14 protein-coding genes are annotated in these 17699 nt (G+C 64.6%); 6 read left to right on the forward strand and 8 right to left on the reverse strand.

Annotation, left to right across the window (positions count from 1 at the left end; translation table 11 throughout):
• The 5 genes from NKH05_RS16035 to NKH05_RS16055 all read left to right on the forward strand — a co-directional run bounded on the left by NKH05_RS16035 (position 1) and on the right by NKH05_RS16055 (position 5178).
• The gene (locus NKH05_RS16035) at positions 1–843 is read left to right on the forward strand and encodes an ABC transporter ATP-binding protein (protein WP_023719906.1); all 843 of its coding nucleotides are present in this window, start codon (positions 1–3) and stop codon (positions 841–843) included.
• The gene (locus tag NKH05_RS16040) at positions 830–1681 is read left to right on the forward strand and encodes an ABC transporter permease (protein WP_352495936.1); all 852 of its coding nucleotides are present in this window, start codon (positions 830–832) and stop codon (positions 1679–1681) included. Before NKH05_RS16035 ends, NKH05_RS16040 begins: the two co-directional genes overlap by 14 nt.
• Positions 1682–1698: 17 nt before the next feature.
• Complete coding sequence (locus tag NKH05_RS16045; protein ID WP_352791268.1) at positions 1699–2997, forward strand: cytosine deaminase; 1299 nt, start codon at positions 1699–1701, stop codon at positions 2995–2997.
• Positions 2997–4394 carry an FAD-binding oxidoreductase gene (locus NKH05_RS16050; protein WP_352495955.1) on the forward strand — a complete coding sequence of 466 codons (1398 nt, stop codon included), beginning with the start codon at positions 2997–2999 and terminating at the stop codon, positions 4392–4394. Before NKH05_RS16045 ends, NKH05_RS16050 begins: the two co-directional genes overlap by 1 nt.
• A 202-nt stretch (positions 4395–4596) precedes the next feature.
• Positions 4597–5178: an NAD(P)H-dependent oxidoreductase gene (locus tag NKH05_RS16055; protein WP_352495937.1), complete on the forward strand. Its 582-nt coding sequence runs from the start codon at positions 4597–4599 to the stop codon at positions 5176–5178.
• A gap of 1 nt (position 5179) precedes the next feature.
• Here NKH05_RS16055 and NKH05_RS16060 read toward each other — a convergent pair whose 3' ends face one another.
• From NKH05_RS16060 to NKH05_RS16080, 5 genes are read right to left on the reverse strand one after another with little or no spacing between them, the layout of a single operon-like run.
• Complete coding sequence (locus tag NKH05_RS16060) at positions 5180–7654, reverse strand: GcvT family protein (RefSeq protein WP_352495938.1); 2475 nt, start codon at positions 7652–7654, stop codon at positions 5180–5182.
• Positions 7651–8832 (reverse strand): pyridoxal phosphate-dependent aminotransferase, encoded by a 1182-nt coding sequence (locus tag NKH05_RS16065; RefSeq protein WP_023719911.1) that lies wholly within the window; start codon positions 8830–8832, stop codon positions 7651–7653. The genes NKH05_RS16060 and NKH05_RS16065 overlap by 4 nt, the downstream gene beginning before the upstream one ends.
• Entirely contained in the window at positions 8832–9731 is a 900-nt protein-coding gene (locus NKH05_RS16070; RefSeq protein ID WP_352590136.1) for a homocysteine S-methyltransferase family protein, read from the reverse strand. The genes NKH05_RS16065 and NKH05_RS16070 overlap by 1 nt, the downstream gene beginning before the upstream one ends.
• Positions 9728–12181, reverse strand: a complete 2454-nt coding sequence (locus tag NKH05_RS16075) for a GcvT family protein (protein ID WP_353025742.1) — start codon at positions 12179–12181, stop codon at positions 9728–9730. Before NKH05_RS16075 ends, NKH05_RS16070 begins: the two co-directional genes overlap by 4 nt.
• Before the next feature lie 13 nt (positions 12182–12194).
• Positions 12195–12788 carry a helix-turn-helix domain-containing protein gene (locus NKH05_RS16080; protein ID WP_352484512.1) on the reverse strand — a complete coding sequence of 198 codons (594 nt, stop codon included), beginning with the start codon at positions 12786–12788 and terminating at the stop codon, positions 12195–12197.
• 273 nt (positions 12789–13061) lie between these two features.
• On the opposite strand from NKH05_RS16080, the gene NKH05_RS16085 reads away from it, so the two are divergent.
• Positions 13062–13760, forward strand: coding sequence for a nitroreductase (locus NKH05_RS16085; RefSeq protein ID WP_352484513.1), 699 nt, complete (start codon positions 13062–13064; stop codon positions 13758–13760).
• Between the two features lie 20 nt (positions 13761–13780).
• On the opposite strand, the gene NKH05_RS16090 is transcribed toward NKH05_RS16085, so the two are convergent.
• From NKH05_RS16090 to NKH05_RS16100, 3 genes are read right to left on the reverse strand one after another with little or no spacing between them, the layout of a single operon-like run.
• Positions 13781–14368 carry a sarcosine oxidase subunit gamma gene (locus NKH05_RS16090; RefSeq protein WP_352484514.1) on the reverse strand — a complete coding sequence of 196 codons (588 nt, stop codon included), beginning with the start codon at positions 14366–14368 and terminating at the stop codon, positions 13781–13783.
• On the reverse strand, positions 14361–17357 hold the full coding sequence (locus NKH05_RS16095; RefSeq protein ID WP_352961702.1) for a sarcosine oxidase subunit alpha: 2997 nt from the start codon (positions 17355–17357) through the stop codon (positions 14361–14363). The genes NKH05_RS16090 and NKH05_RS16095 overlap by 8 nt, the downstream gene beginning before the upstream one ends.
• The gene (locus NKH05_RS16100) at positions 17354–17650 is read right to left on the reverse strand and encodes a sarcosine oxidase subunit delta (protein WP_023719917.1); all 297 of its coding nucleotides are present in this window, start codon (positions 17648–17650) and stop codon (positions 17354–17356) included. The genes NKH05_RS16095 and NKH05_RS16100 overlap by 4 nt, the downstream gene beginning before the upstream one ends.
• Positions 17651–17699: the final 49 nt, after the last annotated feature.

Raw genomic sequence — 17699 nt, forward strand, 5'->3', positions numbered from 1 at the left:
GTGAAGCTGGAGAAAGTGGCGCAACAGCCAGGAAGCGTATCGGGGCCGACGCTGTTGGCGCTGCGTGGCGTCGGCAAGGTGTTTTCCAACGGCGTCACCGCGCTCAGCAATGTCGAGCTGACGATCCGGGAAGGCGATTTCCTCAGCCTGCTCGGACCGTCGGGCTGCGGCAAGTCGACGGCGCTGCGGCTGATTGCCGGCCTGTCGACGCCGACCTCGGGTGTGCTCGACTGGCGCGGCAGCGGCGCCCTCGATCGTTCAAATATCGGCGACCGCTCGAATATCGGCTTCGTCTTCCAGGAGCCGACGCTGCTGCCCTGGGCCGATGTCTTCGACAATGTCTGGCTGCCGCTGCGGCTGAAGGGTGTGTCGCGGGCCAAGGCGGCGCCGGCGGTGATGGAGATGCTGGCGCGGGTTCACCTGACCGGCTTCGAGAATGCCGTGCCGCGCGAATTATCAGGCGGCATGAAGATGCGCGTCTCGATTGCCCGCGCCATGGTGACCAAGCCGCGCATTCTGTTGATGGACGAGCCATTCGCCGCACTCGACGAGATCACCCGCTTCAAGCTCAACAACGATCTTCTGGAGCTATGGCAGGATGAGCGTTTTACCGTCGTTTTCGTCACTCACAGCGTCTTCGAAAGCGTTTTCCTCTCCAACCGCGTCGTCGTCATGGCGGCGCGGCCGGGCCGGGTGTTTGCCGAGCTTGCCGTCGATGCATCCTATCCGCGCGACGAGGCGTTTCGCACCTCGCCCGATTATGCCGCGCTCTGCCGCCAGGCATCCGACGTGCTGATCGGCGCCATCAACTCAACTGCCGGACCGCATCATGACGGCCATTGAAGAACAAGTCCTGGCGCTCGACCCGGAGGAGGCGCGTCGCGTTCGCCAGGAGCGCTTCGAGCGCATCGGCAGGTGGCTGCTGCCGCTGGCGATCATGATCCTGGCGATCTGGCTGTGGGACCGCGTCTGCGTCTGGAACGACATCCCGAAATATATCCTGCCGCGTCCCGGCGTGGTGCTGCAGACGCTGCACGACGATGCCGGGCTGCTGTTCTCCTCGCTGCTGGTGACGCTCAGGATCACCTTCTTGAGCCTGCTTCTCGCCGTCATCGGCGGCGTCGGGCTGGCAGTGCTGTTCGCGCAGTCGAAATGGGTGGAGATGTCGTTCTTTCCGTTCGCCATCGTGCTGCAGGTGACGCCGATCGTCGCGATTTTTCCGCTGATCAACATCTATGTCGACAACCAGACGACAAAGCTGCTGCTTTGCGCCTGGATCGTCGCCTTCTTCCCGATCCTCTCCAACACCACGCTCGGCCTCAATTCCGTCGACCGCAATCTGCGCGATTTGTTCAAGCTCAACGGTGCCACCCGCTGGCAGCAATTGCGCTATCTGCGGCTGCCGGCGGCGATGCCTTATTTCCTCGGCGGGCTGAAGATCGCCGGCGGCCTGTCGCTGATCGGCGCGGTGGTGGCCGAGTTCGTCGCCGGCGCCACCGGCCAGTCGTCCGGCCTCGCCTCGCGCATCATCGAGGCCGGCTACCGGCTCAACGCGCCAAGGCTGTTCGCGGCGCTGATCCTGATCTCGCTCACGGGCATCCTGATCTTCCTGGTGCTGTCGCTGATTTCGCATCTCATTTTGCGGCGCTGGCACGAGAGCGCGCTGAGGCAGGAGCGGTGATGGTGGACAGCGCCGCCTTGATACCAGCTTCTGGTTCCTACCATCTCGCCAAGGTTCGGCTTCATGCCTCACTGACGCCGGGCTTTTCTGGAGCCTTCGATACCGACGGGTTTGGGCTCGCGGATATCGCCATCGCCGATGGCAAGATCTCCGGGATTACGGCGCATCGATCCAACGCACAGGCAGGCGCCATCGACCTTGGCGGCCGGATCGTCTTGCCCTGCTTCGTCGACTGCCACACCCATATCGACAAGGGCCATATCTGGCCTCGAAAGCCGAACCCGGACGGCACCTTCATGGGCGCGCTGAACGCAACGGGCGCCGACCGCGCGGCGCACTGGAGCGCCGACGACGTTGCCCGCCGCATGGATTTTTCGCTGCGCTCTGCCTATGCGCATGGCACCAAGGCGCTGCGTACGCATCTCGACAGCGTTGCGCCGCAGGAAGAGATCTCCTGGCCGGTGTTCGAGACGATGCGGGAGAAATGGCGCGGCCGCATCGAGCTGCAGGCGGCCTGCCTGCTCGGCATCGAAGGCGTGCGCGACAGGAAATGGTTCGAGAGGCTGGCCAAGCGGGTGGCTGCCGCCAAGGGCGTGCTCGGCGTCGTCACCTATATGGTGCCGGACCTCGAGGAACTGCTTGACCAGGTGTTTGCGCAGGCGATCAAGCATGGCCTCGACCTCGATTTCCATGCCGACGAGACCGACGATGTCTCGGCGATCTCGCTCAAGAAGATTGCCGAAGCCGCCCTCTGGAACGGTTTTGACGGGAACATCCTGGTCGGCCATTGCTGCTCGCTGGCGCGCCAGCCCGATCTCGAGGTGCTCGACACGCTGGACAAGGTCGCCAAGGCCGGCCTGGCGGTGGTGTCGCTGCCGATGTGCAATCTCTATTTGCAGGACCGGCGCGGCGATAACACCACGCCGCGCTGGCGCGGGGTGACGCTGCTGCACGAGATGAAGGCGCGCGGCATTGCCGTCGCCGTCGCCTCCGATAATACGCGCGACCCGTTCTACGCCTATGGCGATCTCGACATGCTGGAGGTCTATCGCACGGCGACGCGCATCCTGCATCTCGACCATCCCGTCGCTGACTGGCCGCAAGCGGTGACAGCGACGCCGGCCAAGGTGATGCGGCTCGATGGTTTCGGCACGCTTGCCGCCGGAGGGCCGGCCGATTTCGTCGTCTTCAAGGGGCGAAGCTGGACGGAATTGCTGTCGCGGCCCGAATCGGATCGCATCGTGGTGCGCGACGGCCAGGCGATCGAACGCCAGCTGCCCGATTATGCCGAACTCGATGATCTGATGGTGGAATGATGGATATTGCGGCGCTCAAGCGCGACCTGGACGGCCTCAAGGTCGACGACCATCCGGCGATCGTCCAGCAGAAGAGCCGCGACTTCTACTGGTACAGCCCGGTGCTGAAGCAGCAGCTCGAGCATGTCACCGGCGACCTGATCGTGACGCCGAAAACGGAAGACGAGGTCGTCCGCGTGCTCGCCGCCTGCCACCGGCATGGCGTGCCGGTGACGCCGCGCGGCAGCGGCACCGGCAATTACGGGCAGGCGATGCCCCTGTCCGGCGGCGTCGTGCTCAATCTCGCCGAGATGAACGCGATCAAGGCGATCGCGCCCGGTCGTGTCGTCACCGGTCCCGGCGCCGTGCTCGCCGACATCGACAAGGCGACGCGGGCGCATTCCGGCCAGGAGCTCCGCATGTCGCCGTCGACCTACAACACGGCATCGATCGGCGGCTTCGTCGCCGGCGGCTCCGGCGGTATTGGCTCGATCCGCTGGGGCGGCTTGCGCGACCTCGGCAACGTCATCCGGCTGAGGACCGTGACGATGGAGGCACAGCCCCGCGTCATGGAGCTCACCGGCGAGGACGTGCTGAAAGTGATGCACGCCTACGGCACCAACGGCATCATCACCGAAGTCGAGATGCCGCTAACCGCCAGTTATGACTGGATCGACGTCATCGTCGGCTTCGACGATTTCATGGATGCGGCCGGCTTCGGCAACGATCTCGCCATCCAGGACGGCATCCTGGCGAAGCTGATCACGCCGATAGCAGCACCCATCCCCTACGATTACTTCAAGCGCCACCAGCGGTTTTTCCGGCGCGGCCAAAGCATCGTCGTCCTGATGATCGCGCCGCATGCGATGGATGCCTTCCTCGCCTTCACTGCGCGCAGTAAGGGCGAGATCGTCTTTCGCGCCGATAAGGAGGCCGATCTCAAGGGGCTGCCGCCGGCCTATGAGCTGACCTGGAACCACACCACGCTGCGCGCCATCCGGGTCGACCCGACGATCACCTATCTGCAGACCCGCTACCCGTCGCCGGACCACCTCGGTCACGTCAAGGCGATGGTCGAACGCTTCGGCGACGAGGTGCCGGCGCATCTCGAATTTATCCGCTTCGATGGCGCCATCGGCATCGCCGGATTGCCGCTGGTGCGCTTCACCACGGCGGAGCGGCTGGACGAGATCATCCGCATCCACGAAGACAATGGCTGCTGGATCTTCAACCCGCACCGCTACACGCTGGAAGAAGGCGGCATGAAGCGGACGGATGAAGTGCAACTGGCTTTCAAGCGTGAGACCGACCCGCAAGGGCTGCTCAATCCGGGCAAGATGATCGCCTGGGAAAACCCGGACTATGATTATCGCTCAGGCAAGTCGTTCCTGTTCAAGGGGCTGGAGAAGACGGGTTGAGGAAAGGTTTGCGCTTGAACACCCCCCTCTGGCCTGCCGGCCATCTCCCCCTCAAGGGGGGAGATCGGCTGTCGGTATCGCTTTCGCCAGTTGACGACGTTGGAAGATGGTCGAGACGATGGAACCGCCAATCTCCCCCCTTGAGGGGGAGATGCCCGGTAGGGCAGAGGGGGGTGCCTCGCGCCGACCTGCGAGGACTTGGGTGAACATCCTCGTCCTCTACGCTCATCCGGTCGAGACCAGCTTCAATGCCGGTCTGCACCGGACCATCGTCGAGCGGCTGAAGGCCGCCGGCCATGCCGTCGACGATTGCGATCTCTATGCCGAGGGGTTCGATCCCAGGCTGACGCGGGCCGAACGGCTCTCCTATCACGACGCGCGCAGTGACGGCGATCCTGCAGCGGCTTACGTCGAGCGCTTGCTGCGGGCCGAGGCGCTGGTGCTATCGTTTCCGGTGTGGAACTTCGGCTATCCGGCCATTCTGAAAGGCTTTTTCGATCGCGTCTTCCTGCCCGGCGTGTCGTTCAAATTGGTTGACGGCAAGGTGCAGCCGTCGCTGCACAACATTCGCAAGGTCGCCGCGGTCGCCACCTATGGCGGCAGTCGGTTCCGAGCCATGCTGATGGGCGACCCGCCGCGCAAGCTGGTCAAGCGGGTGCTGCGTGCGACCATCAAGCCTGGCGGGTCGGTTTCCTACCTCGCGCAGTACTCGATGAACCTATCGACCGACGAGAGGCGGACGAGATTCGTGGCGAAGGTCGCGGCCGAGATGGATGCGTTCTGAGCTACATCCGCACTCGCTCGGCCTTCGGATCGTACATCGGCTTGAGCGAGGCCTCGGCGGCAAAGCGCTCGCCGGCGATCTCGATCTCGTAGGACGACGACAGCACATCCGCCTCGCTCTCACCCTTGCAAGGCACGTAGCCAAGCCCGATTGCGCCGCCGAGATGATGGCCGTAATTGCCCGAGGTGATCGGACCGACGATCTTGCCGTCGCGCAGGATCGCCTCGTTGTGGAAGAGCAGCGGCTCGGGGTCGTTCAGGCGGAACTGCACCAGCCGGCGTGACAGGCCGGTTTCTTTCTTCTTCAGCACCGCATCGCGGCCGAGGAAATAGCTCTTGGCCGTCTTCACGGCGAAGCCAAGGCCGGCCTCCAGCACATTGTCTTCGTCGGTGATGTCGTGGCCGAAATGCCGGAACGCCTTTTCGATGCGGCAGGAGTCCAGCGTGTGCAGGCCGCATAGCTTCAGACCGACATCGGCGCCGGCCTCTTCTATCGCCTCGAAGACGTGGGCGGCCTGATCGGTCGAGACATAAAGCTCCCAGCCGAGCTCGCCGACATAGGTGACGCGGTGGGCGCGGGCCAGGCCCATGCCGATCTCGATCTCCTGAAACGTCCCGAACGGATTGTTGTCATTGGAGAAATCATTCGGGCTGACCTTTTGGATCAGCTTCCTCGAATCCGGGCCCATCAGGCAAAGCACCGCTTCGGCAGCGGTCACATCGGTAATGACGACGAACTCGTCGGCAAGATGTTTTTTCAGCCAGGCCAGATCGCGCTGCAGCGTGGCGCCCGGCACGACGAGGAAGAAGGCTGTTTCGGACAATCGCGAGACGGTCAGATCGCTCTCGATACCGCCGCGCTGGTTGAGCATCTGGGTGTAGACGATCTTGCCCGGCGCCACGTCCATGTCGTTGGCGCAGAGCCTTTGCAGGAAGGCGCAGGCGTCGCGGCCTTCGACGCGGATCTTGCCGAACGAGGTCATGTCGAACAGGCCGACGCCGTTCCGGACCGCCAGATGCTCCTCGCGCTGGTTGTCGAACCAGTTCTGCCGTTTCCACGAATAGCGGTATTCGCGCTCCTGGCCGGGCCTAGCGAACCAGTTGGCGCGCTCCCAGCCGGCGACCTCGCCGAACACCGCGCCGCGCGTCTTCAGGTGCTCGTGCAGCGGCGAACGCCTCACGTTCCGCGAGGTTGCCATCTGCCGGTAAGGAAAATGATCGGCGTAGAGCAGGCCGAGCGTTTCGGAAACGCGCTCCTTGAGATAGCGGCGGTTCTTCTGGAACGGCTGGGCGCGGCGGATGTCGACCTCCCAGAGATCGAACGGCGCCTCGCCGTCATTGATCCATTGCGCCAGCGCCATGCCGGCGCCGCCGGAGGAGACGATGCCGATCGAATTGTAGCCGGTCGCCATCCAGTAGCCGGAAAGCTCCGGCGCCTCGCCGAGATAATAACGGTCGTCGGGGGTAAAACTCTCTGGGCCGTTGAAGAAGGTGTGGATGCCGGCGGTGGCCAGCATCGGCATGCGGTTGACGCCCATTTCGAGGATCGGCTCGAAATGGTCCATGTCCTGCGGCAACTGGTCGAAGCAGAACTCCTCGCTTATGCCGTTCATGCCCCACGGCTTGGCCACCGGCTCGAAAGCGCCGAGCATCATCTTGCCGGCATCTTCCTTGTAGTAGGCGCATTCGTCCGGCACGCGCAGCACCGGCAGGCGGGAGAGCCCCGGGATCGGCTCGGTGACGAGATAGAAATGCTCGCAGGCGTGCAGCGGGATGGTGACGCCGTTCTGGGCGCCAAGTTCGCGTGCCCACATGCCGGCGCAGTTGACGACGATATCGGCTTCGATCGTGCCTTGCTCGTCGCCCTGCGCCCAGGAGACGCCGGTGACGCGGCCTGCCTTGGTATGCACCTTGGTCACCTTGACGTTCTCGACGATCGTCGCACCGCGCTGACGTGCGCCCTTGGCCAACGCCATGGCGATGTTGGCGGGGTCGCATTGGCCGTCGAGCGGCAGATGCACGGCGCCGACCACATCGGATACATTGAGATGCGGGTACATCTGCTTGACTTCACCTGGCGAAATCTCGCGCACGTCGACATCGAAGGCGCGGGCGAGAGACGCCTGCCGATAGATCTCGTGCTTGCGCTCCTCGGTAAGCGCGACCGTGATCGAGCCAACCTGGCGCATGCCGGTGCCGACATCGGTCTCGGCCTCGAGCTTGACGTAGAGATCGGCCGAATACTTCGCCAGCCGGGTCATGTTCTGCGAGCCGCGCAGCTGGCCGATCAGGCCGGCAGCGTGCCATGTCGTGCCCGATGTCAGCTGCTTGCGCTCGAGCAGAACGATGTCGGTCCAGCCGAGCTTGGCCAGATGATAGGCGACCGAGCAGCCGGAGACGCCGCCACCGATGATGACCGCCCTTGCTTTGGGAGGAATGGCCTTGGTCGGTATGGTTTTGGCGGGCGGCGAGTTCATGCGGCTTCGCGGCGGTAGCTGGAGGCGAAGCGGCGCAGGCGCGTGGCAGCCTCCATCAGCACCGGCTCAGGCTGGCAGAGGCTGAAGCGGATGTGGCCGGCTGCAGCTTCGCCGAAGCTCGAGCCGGGCATGACGCCGACCTTCTCCTGGTCGAGGAACGCCCAGGCGAATTTCTCATCGTCCGGCTCGATCGCCGATATGTCGAGCATCACGTACATGCCGCCCTCGGAGCCGCGCACGGTGATGTTGTTCATGCCGCGCATGGCATCGAGAACGACGGCGCGCCTTGCGGCATAGCGCTCGGCGATCTCCTTGACGCCGTAGCCGTTTTCGAGCGCCTCGGCGCAGGCGAGGCTGATGAAGGCCGGCAGGCCGTAGGTCATCACCAGATTGAGGTCGGTCAGCAGCGAGACCATTGGTTCGGGCCCGGTCAGCCAGCCCATGCGCCAGCCGGTCATGCCGTGGCTCTTGGACATCGAATTGATGACCAGCGTACGTTCGGCCATGCCGGGCAGCGAGCGTGGTGAGACGTGCTCGCCGCCACCCAGCGTCCAGTAGACCTCGTCTGACAGCAGCCATAGGTCATGCTCGCGGCAGATCTGCGCCAGCTCTTCCAGGCGCTCGCGCAAATAGACGGCACCGGTCGGGTTGTTCGGCGTGTTGATCAGAATGGCGCGGGTGTTCGGCCGTAGGGCGGCGCGGATCTCGGCGGCGCGCGGCTGAAAGCCATCCTCGGCGGGTGTCTCGACGACGCTGAACGCGGCGCCCGCCGCGCTGAAGGTATTGGGATAGGTGGCGTAATAGGGCGCGACGACGATGGCATGGTCGCCCTGGTCGAGAACAGCTTGAATAGCTGCGTAAAGCGCGGCCTGCCCGCCCGGCGTGGCGATGACCTGGTCGGGGCTGGTCGCAACACCGGTGCAGAGCGTCGAGGCCGCCGCCATCGCCTTGCGCAGCCGCGGAACGCCGGCAAGTGGGGTGTAGTGGTGATTGCTGGCGCGGACCGCCGTCACGCAGGCTTCGATCGTCTCGCTCGGCGTGTCGAAATCATGGTCGCCGACCGACAGCATGATGATGTCCTCGCCGGCCTGCTTGCGCGCCCAGGCAGCGGAATGAACCTCCCAGCCATCCTTGCCCGAAGGCACGATGCCGGAAATGCGCGATGATGGCCTGGGCATTATGCTACTCCCGAAATTTCGTAGCCGGCCTGTTCGAGCCGGTCGCGCAAGGCGGCGATGTGGGCCGGTCCGACTTCGCAGCAGCCGCCGACGATGCCGGCGCCGGCCTCGACCCAGCCGATCGCCTGGCCGGCATAGGCGTCCGGATCGAGGTCGTGGCGGGCGTGCAGCACTTCGACGGTGCCGCCATGCTTGAGCGCCTCGACCGAGGTGAAGCCATTGGCATAGGCGCCGACCGCACCGCCGAGAGCGATCAGTCCGGGCAGCGCTGCAGCGATCGCTTCGGGCCGACAGCAATTGATCAGCCGGGCCGCGACGGGTAGGCCGTCAAGAGCGCCCGACGCCGCCGCAATGGCTTCGCCGCTGCGCAGGCGCGGCATGCCGTGATCCGCGAGCGTCCACGACACCCAGACAGGCTTGCCGCTTTCCGATGCCGCGGTGACGGCGGCGCGCGCCTCTTCGGCCGACGCCATGGTTTCGCACAGAAACAGATCGACGCCGTCCGCCTGCTCGGCAACTATACGGCGATAGATGTCGAGCGTATCCTGGAAGGATATCGTCAGCGCCGGCGCATAGCTGCCGAACAGCGGCGACAGGCAGCCGGCGATCGCCGCGTCGCCGGTCTGGTCGCGTGCTTGCCTTGCCAGTTCGATGCTGCGCTTCTGCAAAGGCTTGAACAGCTCTTCCGCGCCCTCGCGCGCCAGCCGCTCCGGCGTTGCGGAATAAGTGTTGATGGTGATGACGCGGGCTCCGGCGCGGATGAATTCCGCATGCAGGTCGCGCACCAGATCCGGTTCGTCGATCAGCACCCTGGCCGACCAGAGCGGCGTCGGCTCGGAGCTGCTGCGGCGGACCAGCTCCTGGCCCATGCCGCCATCGGTGAGGATGACTTTCTTCATGCTTTGAGCCTCTCGTTCTTCGGATCCCATAACGGCTCATCCTTCTGCACGATCGCCCGAAAACGTTCGCCGAAGATATCGACCTCGACCGCGGTTCCCGGCTCGGTGAGGTCGGCGCGCAGCATGCCGAGCGCGATCGACTTGTCGATGCGATGACCCCAGCCGCCGGATGTCGTCTCGCCGACGATCCGGCCGTCATGCCAAAGCGTCGACATGTAAGGTGTGTCGCAGTCGCCGGGATTTTCGACGACCAGCGTGACGAAGCGTTTCTTGACGCCTTGCTGCTTTTCGCTCTGCAACGCCGCCTTACCGCGGAAGTCGGGCTTGTCCCATCTGACGAAGCGCTCCAGCCCGCCCTGCAGGATCGAGTAGTCGGTCGACAGATCGCCCTTCCACGTACGGTAGCCTTTTTCGAGCCGCAGCGAATCCAGCGCGTACATGCCGAATGGTTTCAGGCCGTGCCTCTGGCCGGCCGCCCAGACAGCGTCGAAGATGACTGCGGTATCGTCGACCTTGCTGTGGATTTCCCAGCCGAGCTCGCCAGCGAAGGATACGCGCACCAGCTTGGCCCAGCGCCCGGCGATCGATGTTTCCTGATGCGTCAGCCAGGGCAGGGGGAGGTCGGCCGCGCAGAGTTCGGCGAGGATGTTTCGCGAGTTGGGTCCGGCGAGGATCTGGGTCGAATACTCTTCTGTCCGGTCAGTCAACTTGAACGTCGCGTCCTTCGGCGTGCGCGATTTCAGCCATTCGAAATCGTGCCACTGCGCCACCGCGGCGGTGATCAGCGTCATGTGATCTTCGTCGTGACGCACCACCGACATCTCGGTGACGACGCGGCCCTTGTCGTCGGCAAAGTAGACGAGGCCGATGCGGCCGGGTTTCGGCACCAGGCCTGTCACCTGGAGGCTCAGCCATTCGGCGGCACCCGGACCGTCTAGATTGAACCGGGAAAATCCCGGCAGGTCCAGAATGCCGGCGGCATCGCGGACGGCGAGGCATTCCTCGCGCACACGATGCTGCCAGGGGCCGTCACGGCGGAAGGTCAGCGTGGATTGTTCGGAGATGTCGTCGCCTGGCTTCGCATACCAGGTGGCGCGTTCCCAGCCATTATAGGCGTCGAACTGGGCGCCGAGCGCCTTGATGCGGCCGTGGAGCGGCGACAGCTTGCGGTCGCGCCCAGCCGGCCAGGCGTGGCGCGGGAATTGGATGGCATACTCGTTGCCGTAGATCTCCATGCCCTTGGCGACGCAGTAATCCGGCGCCGACGCAAAGGCGGTGAAACGGCGTGGATCGCAGGACCACATGTCCCATTCGGTCTGGCCCTCGGTCACCCACTCGGCCAGCACTTTGCCGGCGCCGCCGCCCTGGGCGATGCCGAAGGTGAAGACGCAGGCCTCGAAGGCGTTGGGCACGCCAGGCATCGGGCCGATCAGCGGGTTGCCGTCCGGCGCATAGGGGATCGGCCCGTTGATGACCTTGGACAGCCCGGCGGTGCCGAGGATCGGCACGCGGGCGACGGCATCGGCCAGGTAATGTTCCAGCCGGTCGAGGTCGTCGGGAAACAGCTGGAACGAAAAGTCGTCCGGCATCGGGTCGTTGTGGCCGACCCAATGGGCGCGGCAATTGCGCTCATAGGGGCCGAGGTTCATGCCGTTCTTTTCCTGGCGCAGATAATAGGACGTATCGACGTCGCGCAGCAGCGGCAGCTTCTTGCCTTGTTCCTTCGACCACGCCGCCAGTTCGGGGATTTCCTCAAACAGGATGTATTGATGGCTCATCACCATCATCGGCACCTCGCGGCCGAACATCCTGCCGACTTCGGCGGCGCGGTAGCCGGCGGCGTTGACGACAATCTCGCAGCGAATCTCGCCTTGCGGCGTCTCGACCACCCACTCGTCGTTCTCGCGGCGCACGCCGGTGACCGGGCAGAAGCGGATGATCTTCGCACCCATGTCGCGCGCGCCCTTGGCCAGCGCCTGGGTCAATTGCGCCGGGTCGATGTCGCCGTCGCTCGGATCGTAGAGCGCGCCCTTCAGCTCATGCGTTTCGATGAAGGGGTAGCGGCGCTTGATCTCGTCGGGGCCGACGACATTGATGTCCATGCCCTGATAGCGGCCCATGCCCTTGGCGCGCTGGAATTCCTGCATACGCTCGATCGTATGGGCGAGCCTGAGCGAGCCGGTGACATGATAGTTCATGGGATAGCCGACCTCGTCGGCCAACCGGCGATAGAGCTCGGTCGAATAGCGCTGCATGTTCATCAGCGACCATGACGAGGAGAACGTCGGCACGTTGCCGGCGGCATGCCAGGTCGAGCCGGAAGTCAGCTCGTTCTTCTCCAGAAGCACGCAGTCGGTCCAGCCCGCCTTGGCGAGATGATAGAGCGAGGAGGCGCCGACGGCACCGCCTCCGATGATCACCACGCGTGCCGTGGTCGGCAAACTGGCCATGTTCTTCTCCAGATCAATAGACGGGCGGCGAAACCACCCAGATCACCACAGCCGGTTCCGCTCCAGGATTGCGCCAGCGGAACGGCTTGCCGTCAAAGCGGAAGGAGTCGCCTGCTCCAAGCCGGTGCCAGACGCCGGCAATTTCGATGTCGAAGCTGCCGGACGCGACGTAGCCGGCTTCCTCGGTCGGCCGGCGGGCCTCGGTCTTCAGCTCGGCACCGGGGGCGAAGACCGAACGCAGCATCTCGAAGCTACCGCCGAGATCCGGCGACAGAAGCTCCTCCACCAGGCCGGAATCGCTTGTGCCAAGGGTGCGCCGGTTGCCGGCGCGCACGACCACGCCGCGTTCGGTCTCGACAGGCACGTCATGGCTGAAGAACAGGCTGACCGGCACGCCGAACAATTCGGCGAAGGCCCTGAGATCGCCGAGCGACGGGATCGACAGGCCGCGCTCGACCTGACTGACCCAGCCGACGGAACGGCCGAGCTTCAGCCCGATTTCGGCAAGCGTCAGGCCGCGCGCCTTGCGCAACGCGCGAATGTCGCCGGCCAGCAGCCGTTCGCCGTTATCTTGTTCCGGTGTTGCGGCGGTTGAGGGCAAAGCCATCCCTGTCTCGATGAAAAATTCCCAGCAAATTTCATGTGACCGCAGGTCTGTGAAAAAATCAAGATGATTTTCATGAACCCACAAGATTTACTTGCGCCATTTTGACGGTTCAGGCAAAGGCTCGGCACACGAGCGGCGAGTGGGGCGTCCGGTCGAGGCGGATAGGGCGTCGAGCGTTCATAGAAACTCGCAAGGATGCTCCATCACTTCTAGTCGGCGCATGATCCTTTCCGGAAAAGCCGGGTTCCAGGATTATGCGCAAAGGGACGGCCCATGCTGGAAAACAACTCCCGGATTGCGGCGGCGATCGTCGATGACGCGATCACCTCGCGCCGGTCCGTACGCGCCTTCTTGCCTGACATGGTCGATGACGACACCATCCGCGATATTCTCGCCGTTGCCGCGCGCGCGCCTTCAGGCACCAACATGCAACCCTGGAAGGTCTATGTGACCAAGGGCGAGGTCAAGCAGCGCATCACCGACGCCATTCTCAGTTCGGGCATCCGCGCCGAAAAGGCGGAGTGGGACGAGTACCGCTACTATCCTGACCAGTTCTTCGAACCCTATCTGACGCGACGGCGGGCCAACGGCTTCGGCCTCTACGGCGTGCTCGGCATCGGCCGGCGCGAGGTCGACAGGATGCGCGCCCAGCACGACCGCAATTTCGTCTTCTTCGATGCGCCGGTCGGCATGATCTTCACCGTCGACCGGCGGCTGAACAAAGGGTCGTGGATCGATTACGGCATGTTCCTGCAGAACATCATGGTCGCGGCGCGGGGCAGGGGCCTACACACCTGCCCGCAGGCCGCCTTCGCGCCCTATCACCGGCAGATCAGGCCGGTGCTCGACATCCCCGACGAGGAGATCGTCGTCTGCGGCATGGCGCTCGGCCATGAGGATACGTCCAAGCCCGAAAATGCCTTCCGCACCGACCGCGCGCCGCTGGAAGAGTGGGTTACGTTCGCGGAGTAGGGTGACGACGCGCCGTCTAGCTACTGCACTTCGTAACCGACTTCCTCGCTGGCGTGGCAGAGCGCCTTCCAGAACGAGCGTGCGAACGAGCGGAACACATAAATGTCGAATTGATCGGCGCCGGTGCGCTGGATCTGCGCGAAGACGTCGTGATGCATGGTCGAGCGGCCGGCGCCGATCGGGAAGGCCGGCAGCGCGAAGTCGATGGCGAAGAATTTTGCCAGGACCCACTCGGCCTTCGGCCCGGCGATACGGATCGCGGTGCGGCCGTGCGAAAGGTCGGTCACCGTACCGATAGCCGGAGTGACGACGTCGGCAAAGGCCGACGCCAATCCCTCGGCCTCATCGACCATTGTGAACTTTCCCGGCGCAAAGCCGAACACCGATCTGACGCCGTCCGTGACGCCGCCGCCGGCGCCGTCGGGCAGAGCCAGGCCGGTGACCGCATGGATGCCGGCCATCAACGCCTTCTCCTGGCCGGGCCAGGCGGCGAGCTGCAGGATCGAACCCGGCCTGGTTTCGGAGAGGATGATTTCGACACCGTGCTCGAAATTGCCATGCGAGCCTGGATGCAGCACCGGCTCAAGCGGTGATTGGCGCTCAACCATGCATGCGGCTCCCGTCCGGATCGAAGAAATGGTTGGAGACGATCTCGACCGGCCCGAACCGGTTGCGCAACGGGTCGGAGACATAAGCGCGCGTGCCGCGCCGCGCCTTGCCGCCCTTGACCAAGGCAAGCGCTATATATTTGCCGAGCGCCGGCGAATAGCAGCAAGCGGTGATGTGACCGAGCGAGCCGTGCGGATTGGCTTCGTCAAGCTCCTCGACGATGTGTGCGCCGCCGTTTAGCGGCTGGTTGTCGAGCGAAACAATACCGACGAGTTCCAGGCGGTCGGGCGCGATCAGCCCCTCGCGATCCATCATCGCCGAACCGATAAACGGCTTCTTCTTCGACAGTATCCAGTCGAGATGCAGGTCGCGCCCCGTGGTACGACCGTCGATCTCGGCGCCGGTGACGTGGCCCTTCTCGATGCGCAGGGTGCCCAGCGCCTCCAGTCCGTAGGTCACCAGCCCGAACGGCTTGCCGGCTTCGATCAGCGCCTCCCAGACATGGGTGCCGTAACCGGTGCCGGAATAGACCTCGAAGGCCATTTCGCCGGAGAAGGACAGCCGGCAGATCATCACCGGCACGCCGGCGATTTCGCCGTGGACGATGCCCATGAAGGGCAGGGCGGCATTGTCGACAGCGGTGCCGCTGACGCAAGCAGCCAATATCTGCCTGGCGTTCGGCCCGCCGATGGCGGCACCGGCCCATTGGTCGGTGACCGAGGTGACGTGGACCTTCAGCTCCGGCCAGATCACGTCGAGAAAATACTCCAGATGCTGCATTACCTTGCCGGCATTGGCGGTGGTGGTGGTCATCAGGAAATCCTGCTCGCCAAGCCGCCAGGTGGTGCCGTCGTCGAAGGCGAGGCCGTCCTCGCGCAGCATTAGCCCATAACGCGCCTTGCCGACGGCCAGCGTCGAAAACATGTTGGTGTAGACGCGGTCGAGGAATTCCGCCGCGTCCGGGCCTTGCACCGCGATCTTGCCCAGTGTCGAGACGTCGACAATGCCGGCGCTCCCGCGCGTGGCTCTCGCCTCGCGCACATAGGCCTGCTCGATCGTTTCACCGGGATGGCCGTAGATCATCGGCCGGTACCAGAGGCCGGCCGAATACATGGTGGCGCCGTTGGCGACGTGCCAGTCATGCATCGGCGTCAGCCGCTCGGGCTTCAGATCGCCGAAGCGTTCGGCGGCAAGCGAGCCGATCGACACCGCCGAAAAAGGCGGACGAAAGCGCGTCGTGCCGACCTGCGGGATCGGCTTGCCCAGCGCCTCGGCCATGATGGCGAGGCCTGGTATGTTGGAGCTCTTGCCCTGGTCGGTCGCCATGCCGAGCGTGGTGTAGCGCTTCAGATGCTCGACCGAGACGAAGCCTTCGCGATGCGCCAGCCGCACGTCGTCGGCCGTCACGTCATGCTGGAAGTCGACGAAGCTTTTTCCTGCGGCCTTGATCTCGAACACCGGTGCCGGATCGGGATCGCCAGGTGCTGCCCCGACGGCAGGCAAGGCCGCCGGCGTGGCTGTTGCGCCCGCAGCGGAAAGGCCGGCGGCGCGACCTTCGGCGATCGCCTCGGCGGTGGAGAAACTGCCGGTGAAGGCGCCGGCGCCGATCCATTGCCGTGTTGTCGGTTTCGGCGGCAGGAACGCTTGTAACGCTTCGTTCCATTCCGCTTTGGCTCCGGCCTGGCTGGCCAGATGGATGGTCGGCGACCAGCCGCCCGACATCAGCAGGCAATCGGCGTGGATGCTGCGCGCATCGCCGGAAAGCGCACCACTGGCCATGTCGAAGCGCTGCACCTTGAAGCCGGAAAGCGCCTTGCCGCCCTCGGTGGCTATCACCGCGTGGCCAGAAAAGATCTCGGCTTCGGTCTCGCCGGCCAGCTTGCGCATTTCGCTCGAAAGCTCCGGGCGCGCGTCGACGATGGCGACGACCGCGGCACCGGCCTTCTTCAACGCCAGTGCTGCGCGATAGGCGCTGTCATTGTTGGTGAACAGCGCGACCCTGTGACCCGGCAGCACGCCATATTCATTGGCATAGCGCTCGGCCGCATGCGCCAGCATCACGCCTGGCCGATCATTGCCAGGAAAGACCAAGGGACGCTCCAGGGAGCCGGTGGCCAGCACCACCGATTTGGCGCGGATGGTCCAGTAGCGATGGCGCGGCTCGCCTTTGTCCGGCGTTTCCTTATGGTCGGTGACGCGTTCGATCGCGGCAAGCGTGTTGCCGTCGTAATAGCCCCAGACGGTGGTGCGCGGCAGCAGGCGAACATTGTCATGGCCTTCAAGCTGGCCGGCGGCGCGCGCCGCCCAATCGGCGGCCGGCATGCCATCGATCGTCTCGCCCGACCAATTGGCCGAGCCGCCGAAATGCGGCTCGAGCTCGGCCAGGATGACGCGTGCACCCTGATCGGCGGCCGCCCTGGCGGCCATCAGCCCGGCCGGGCCGGAACCGACTACCAGCACGTCGCAAAACGCGTTCATGCGTTCGTAGCGCGCCGTATCGGGAGCCGTGCCTGCCTTGCCCAGGCCGGCGGCACGGCGGATGAAATGCTCGCAGAACATCCAGAAGCGCGTGCCCTTCAGCGGACCGACCACGGGTCCCATGAAGGTCTTGTAGTAGAAGCCGGCCGACAAAAGCTTGCCGCCGAGCTGGTTGATGGCATTGACGTCCCAGGCAAGCGAGGGGAAGCGGTTCTGGCTCATTGCGGCCAGCCCGTCATAGATCTCGACCATGGTGGCGGGAATGTTCGGCTCGCGAACCTCGCCCCTCAACACAGTCACGAGCGCGTTTGGCTCCTCGACGCCGGCAGTCAGCACGCCGCGCGGGCGGTGATATTTGAACGAACGCCCAAACAGGGTGACGCCGTTGGCCAGCAGCGCCGAAGCCAGCGTGTCGCCGGCATGGCCGGTATAAGGCGCGCCGTCGAAGGTGAAGCGGATGGTCCGCAGCCGGTCGATGCGGCCGCCGGTCTCGGTACGGCGCGGGCTCATGACTTGTCCTCGGCCCTGTGCCGCGCAACCGAGTTGTGGTCGCCGCGCGCGAAGGCAGTGCTGGAGATCTCGTGCGTCAGCGTGTTGCGCACCACCCTGAGATGGGCGCGGCAGCCGCCGGAATGCTGCCAGATCTCATTGTGGTCGCCGGCGGGGTTCAGCCGGTCGTAGACATAAGCGTTCCAGGCGTCGAGGTTTTGCGACGCGGGCTGTGGGCGCTGGCGATTGCCGTCGCCCTGATAGGTGAATTCGATAACGTCGCGCGGGCCGCAATAGGGGCAGGTGATGAGCATGGATCTCTTAAACTTCTCGTTTGACCATGATCTTGTCCGAAAACCGGTT

Source organism: Mesorhizobium sp. M1399 (assembly GCF_040317735.1).
Lineage (GTDB): Bacteria > Pseudomonadota > Alphaproteobacteria > Rhizobiales > Rhizobiaceae > Mesorhizobium.